The 5,240-nt window shown below is 62.3% G+C and carries 4 protein-coding genes; 2 read left to right on the forward strand and 2 right to left on the reverse strand.

The window, feature by feature from the left end:
* Positions 1–905 (reverse strand): serine hydrolase (locus RF650_RS13450; RefSeq protein WP_367402572.1); only part of this gene is annotated, 905 nt, incomplete at its 3' end.
* Positions 895–1,785, reverse strand: coding sequence for a LysR family transcriptional regulator (locus RF650_RS13455; RefSeq protein ID WP_368815168.1), 891 nt, complete (start codon positions 1,783–1,785; stop codon positions 895–897). The genes RF650_RS13455 and RF650_RS13450, both read right to left, overlap by 11 nt.
* Before the next feature lie 152 nt (positions 1,786–1,937).
* Between RF650_RS13455 and RF650_RS13460 the strand changes: the two genes are divergently transcribed.
* Together RF650_RS13460 and RF650_RS13465 are read left to right on the forward strand one after the other, a co-directional pair.
* Positions 1,938–3,821, forward strand: a complete 1,884-nt coding sequence (locus tag RF650_RS13460) for a penicillin-binding transpeptidase domain-containing protein (RefSeq protein WP_368815169.1) — start codon at positions 1,938–1,940, stop codon at positions 3,819–3,821.
* Positions 3,822–4,131: 310 nt separating this feature from the next.
* Entirely contained in the window at positions 4,132–5,157 is a 1,026-nt protein-coding gene (locus RF650_RS13465; RefSeq protein WP_368815170.1) for a DUF4232 domain-containing protein, read from the forward strand.
* Positions 5,158–5,240: the final 83 nt, after the last annotated feature.

Consider the following 5,240-nt stretch of genomic DNA (forward strand, 5'->3'; position numbering starts at 1 on the left):
AGGAACTGACGGTAGTTGCGGACACAGTGGCGGGCGATCTGGCCCACTACCTTGTTAGACAGGGGAATCTGGCGCTCACGCCGCACGGAACGGGTCAGAACCGCCACGGCTATTGACTTTTCTCCCGGGTGAGAGACCACCCCCGCCTCATGACTCAGGGACCCGAATGAACCGGTCTTTGCCGCAACGGTGACGCCTGGGTAGGAGAACGCCTCTGCGAATCGATGACCCCAGGCCTGTTGAGAGAGCACCTGCCGCATGAAGGCACACTGTTCCGCCGAGGCCGCGCGGTCCTGCCAGATGGCGCATAGAAGCGTGACAAGGTCCGACGCTGTGGTGGATGAGACAGACAGCGGGTCATACTCCACCGGGTCCGGCATGAGATAACGGTCTCTGCCCTCGTCGTCAAAGGAGGCGGGCGCGCCATTTCCACTCGGCGGAGTGGGGCGGATCTCTGTCCTCGTGGCACCCATGAGGCGAAGTGTTTCGTGGACCCGGCTGGTCCCCACCTTGCGCAGGACAGATTCTGCGGCGGCGTTGTCCGAGATGGACATCATCAGGCGGACCAGGTCCCGCCACGAGATTCGTACCGTGTCCTCGAGGATAGCGAGGCCGGTAGGGCCTTGGGCTCTGTCTGCGGGGGAGAGGTCGACGAGAGCGGAAGGTTCCAGAACGCCGTGATCCACCTCCCTGCAGAACGCCATCATGACCGCGAGCTTGTACAAGGATGCGGCCGGAAAGGCCTCCTCCTCGTGAAAGGAGAACACTGGCAATTCGGGTGCGTCGATCACTCGGGCCGATACTGCGCCCGTCATGTCTTCGCTCTGCAGAAACTCGGCCACTTCGCGTCCAAGCTGGCGCAGTGCGGCATCAACCCCCGCGCTGTTCCACGTCTCACCGGACATGTGCAGCGAACCTCCCCAGGCAGTCGTGAAGCACCATTGCCGCATCCCGGGCCGGTGGTGTGGCATCAGGATGGTGGGTGACGCGCAATCTGAGGGGCAGCAACCCCGCCTCGAGGGGAGCTCCTCCGAATCCGGGTGTTTCACTCGGCATCAGAGTGGCAGCACCGAGCGTGCGCATCTCCGCGGCAATCTTCAGGGGGTCCACCTCCTGCCTGAGCTGAGTGATCACACCAAGCGCTTCGAGCTCGGCGGACAGCACATCGAATGCCGCCGGTCCATCGGTTCGAGGAGGCACGAGCATCTCGGAAGGGACAGCGTGCCTCAGATCGTTTTGATGTATGGGGGCGTCGGGCAGAGGACGCATGCACAAAACCTGGGGAATCGCGACTACAGGTAGAGAAACTAACTCGTCGGTCACGATCGGGGCCACCACCATCCCCACAGCCGCCGTGTTCTCACGAACGTGGCGCACGATGTCTGCGGACGAAGCCCCCGTCCACTCGGCTCGCGGAAAGGTGGCCACGGTGTCGAGCAGGCATGCACTCACCCAGGCGGCGGGCAAGGACCGGGGTATCCACACTTGAACCGAACCAGTGCGTTGCGCCATGTCGTTGCCCAGCGTGAGCACTCGCCGTTGGGCCGACACCAGGTCGTGGGCCAGGGGCAAGAACGCCTCACCAGCTGGGGTCAACGAAACGCCTCGGGCGTGGCGGACGAACAGCTCGTCACCCACAGCAGTCTCCAGCCGGCGGATGGTCTGTGACAGAGGGGGCTGGGACACCCCGAGTGCCTCCGCGGCGCGGCCCACGTGCCCCGTTTCGGCAACCACCAGGAAGTCTTCAACCCAGCGGAGGAGATTTCCTGTTCGGTCGCGTCTCATAGCTTTGAAGATAACGTATTGGCCCTATGAAAGTCTTGGACATATGGCAAGCGGCTCTCATAGCGTGATTGGGCCATGACATGAACTGCAGGATGGAGCACGACCATATGGCTACCTCACCCAGACGTACTCGACGCCACGACCGCCTCGCGATGAGCGTCGTCGTTGCCCTGATGCTCAGTGGGTGCTCAGTGCTGCCGGGAAATGAGCCCCAGGATGCGGCTGAGGCACTTGCGCACGGCTTGCACGCCCGGGACGTCTCTGGGCTCGAATTTTCGAACGCGGGTGGCTCGGAGGTCCAGGCCGAGCTGGATCGCATCCTTCGCATGACGGGGGGCATTGTACCGGACGTGCAAATGGGTCGGGTGAGCAACCAGGGTCAGACTGCCCACGGAGAGCTGACCTGGAGATGGGACCTGCCTGCCACCCAGGAAGACTGGACCTACGCCACCGGTGTGGATTTCCAGCGGTCCAACGGCACATGGAAGGCCACCTGGGAGCCGTCACTTGTCGCTCCCGAGCTGGCAGAGGATGAGGTCCTGCGTATCCAAACGGTCCAACCAGAGCGTGGGAAAATCCTCGGGGCGGGCGACCAGCCGCTGGCCATGAAACAGACCATTCACCGCGTAGGGTTAGACCTCCGTGAGGTCCCCCGCGAGAAGCGGGAGGGTTCGGCCACCGCACTGGCCAAGGCTGTGGGCATTGACCCCGAGCCCTACCGGGAATCAGTGCGTCAGGCTGACGACAACGCGTGGGTAGAAGCTATTGCATTGCGGGAAGAAGATTTCCGGGCGCTCGACGCCCAGAGTATGAAGAGAATCCCCGGGCTCCTAGTTACGAAGGACGCCCGCGTTCTAGGCCGGACCAAGGGTTTTGCCGCCGAGACCCTCGGGTCGGTCGGCGAAGCGACGGCCGAGGAGATCGAGAAGTCGGGAGGCAAACTCACCCGTGGTGCCCAGATCGGACGTGGGGGGCTACAAGAAGCGCATGAGGCCACCTTGCAGGGAAAACCGGGAGTCGTCGTTGACCGCATCGGCGTCCACGCAGACGGCAGCCTCAAAACGGGACGAACCCACCAGCTCATGGCCCAGGGGCCTGTTCCGGGAGAGGATCTGCACACAACACTCAACGGTGGTCTTCAGGAGGCGGCACAGCGGGCACTGAAAGGCATCAAATCACCGTCGTCTGTCGTGGCGATGCGACCTTCGGACGGCGCGGTCCTGGCTGTGGCCAACGGAGAGGGATCGAAGGGTTATCCCACTGCGACCCTGGGTCAGTACGCGCCCGGATCAACCTTCAAGGTTGCGACCTCCTTAGCCATGCTTCGGGAGGGAGACACACCCGACACGATCGTCGATTGCCCTCATACGTACTCGGCTGAGGGAATGAACGTGGCCAACTTCTCGGGCTATCCGCGGGAGTTCGAGGGAAGCGTTGCCCTGCGGCAGGCGATGGCCCATTCGTGCAACACGGCGTTCGCCGCCCAGCACGAAAGGATTAGCCAGCAGAATTTGGCGGACGCCGGCAACTCTCTCGGCGTTGGAGTGGAGATGAACGCGGGAATCCCTGTGTTTTCGGGCAGCATCCCCACGGAAGAACCAGCGGCAGAACATGTCGCCGCCATGTTCGGGCAGGGCCGCACATTGGTCTCTCCCTTCGGGATGGCCAGGTTCCAGGCCAGTGTTCAGGCAGGCAAGCTGGTGCAGCCCAGTATCCTGGGCCATGAACCTGCATCGGAACCCTCGTCCAGTCATCCGTTGGAGACGAGTGAGGCGGCAGACCTGAAAACGCTGGAGCGGGAAGTTGTGTCCACTGGGCACCTGAAAGCGCTGGGTTCCCTGGAGCCAGACAGCGCCATCGGAAAGACAGGCACGGCAGAATATGGGAATGAAAACCCGCCTCGCACCCACTCTTGGATCATTGCGGGCCACGGCGATCTCGCGGTAGCAGTCTTCGTGGAGGACGGTGACCTTGGATCAATTACCGGCACTCCCATCATGCTGGAGGTACTTCAAGCAGCACAGGGCCTGCAATGAGGGTGTCCCGGGGCAGCAAGCGGTGGGTCAGATGAAGTGCCGACGGTTGATTCGCCTCGGGACAGCGTGGTTGGTATGCATGCTGCTCATGGTTGCCACAGGGTGCGCGCCATCGGGAGCACGCTCAATCGACTCTTCGTATTCGCCGTTGCTGGCAGCGTGGGAGAGGGCCGTTGCGGGCAGAGACCTTAGTGCGCCTGCCGACCTGCGGAATGCGTTGGAGATGCCGGGCCCACTGTTCGGAAGAGATGAACTAACTGGGGGGACATTCGCGTACGAGATGGGGTCAGGAGGGGAATCGGATGTGGTGATGTGGCGATTGGTCCATGGGGCGGATCCTTTCGAGGAGGAATCCTGGTGGGAGCACGTCTGCACGAACGTGCAGGTGGAAGGCGCTCACTTGAAACCCCAGCCCACTGGCTGTCTCCCCGGGGTTCCGGACGACCCTCCTTCGAATGCGCTGCCAAACGAAGTTGAGCACCCTCCGAGCCAGCACCCGTGGTCGCGACCCGCCAATGGAGATCTAACATTCGCGTGCGAACCAGAGAACATAGAAGTAGTGGTAGATCAGCTTCAGGCGTCAGGTGCCAAGGACAGCGCGCGCCTGTCGGTTCGCAATTATGGAACCAGTTCATGTGATCTGCTTGGGACACCGGGTATCAGGTTTCAAAACGAGAGGGAATCACGGGTGGTCTCGTTGGGCGGCGGGACTGGCGCGGTGCGCCTGAAGCCCGGGCAATCCAGCACTGCGACGATGTCCTGGGCGCCCACGTCCGAGCCGCCGGGGCCTCAGCAACGGGTGGATGTGACCCTGGGTGGCATCGATCCGATTCGCGCCCAATTTGGATATGGCGCAACCAGCGATCCTTTGCGTTTTCCCTCCGGAACTGGCCGGGTGGGTGCATGGTCTCCGCCAAGCGAATCGGCCGCCCTCGGCGACGTGAGTAGGGTGTCCGCCGTCGTCGCGCCGACCTGCGGCGCACAAAGAGTCTCGGCCGCGCTGGCCCCGGTGGACCAGGAGGAGGAACCTGCGTCTGGCTCACGAGTGCATGCTGAAATCCGCATCACCAACCACAGTTTCCTGCCTTGCAGGGTGAACCAGATCTCCGTCATGGACCTGAGCTCCTCAGGGCAAGTTGTGTTCAGTGAAATCTCGGAGCGGGTCATCCTTCCTGGCGAGGAGTATGCGGCCAAGATTAGCTGGGAACCTGCTTCCGCTCTAGGCTCTCCTACTGCATGGACTGTGGATTTCGATGGTGGCGGGGGGCCTGTTTCGCTCGACCAACAAGAGGAGTTCATCCCAACAACGGCGTCGCAGATCGAAATTGGGGGCTGATTCATACATGTTGGGGGATTGCTGTGTGCTCGGTCATGTTCGAAGAACAGATGCCCAGGACTATTGTCTTCACCGTCCGGGGC

Origin of the sequence: Kocuria sp. CPCC 205297 (assembly GCF_040981035.1) — a bacterium.
GTDB lineage: Bacteria > Actinomycetota > Actinomycetes > Actinomycetales > Micrococcaceae > Kocuria > Kocuria marina.

Excerpts from the sequence above, each read along its gene's own strand:
- RF650_RS13460 (WP_368815169.1), top strand. The coding sequence starts at position 1,938 with ATGAGCGTCGTCGTTGCCCTGATGCTCAGTGGGTGCTCAGTGCTGCCG.
- RF650_RS13465 (WP_368815170.1), top strand. The coding sequence starts at position 4,132 with ATGTGGCGATTGGTCCATGGGGCGGATCCTTTCGAGGAGGAATCCTGG.
- RF650_RS13455 (WP_368815168.1), bottom strand. The coding sequence starts at position 1,785 with ATGAGACGCGACCGAACAGGAAATCTCCTCCGCTGGGTTGAAGACTTC.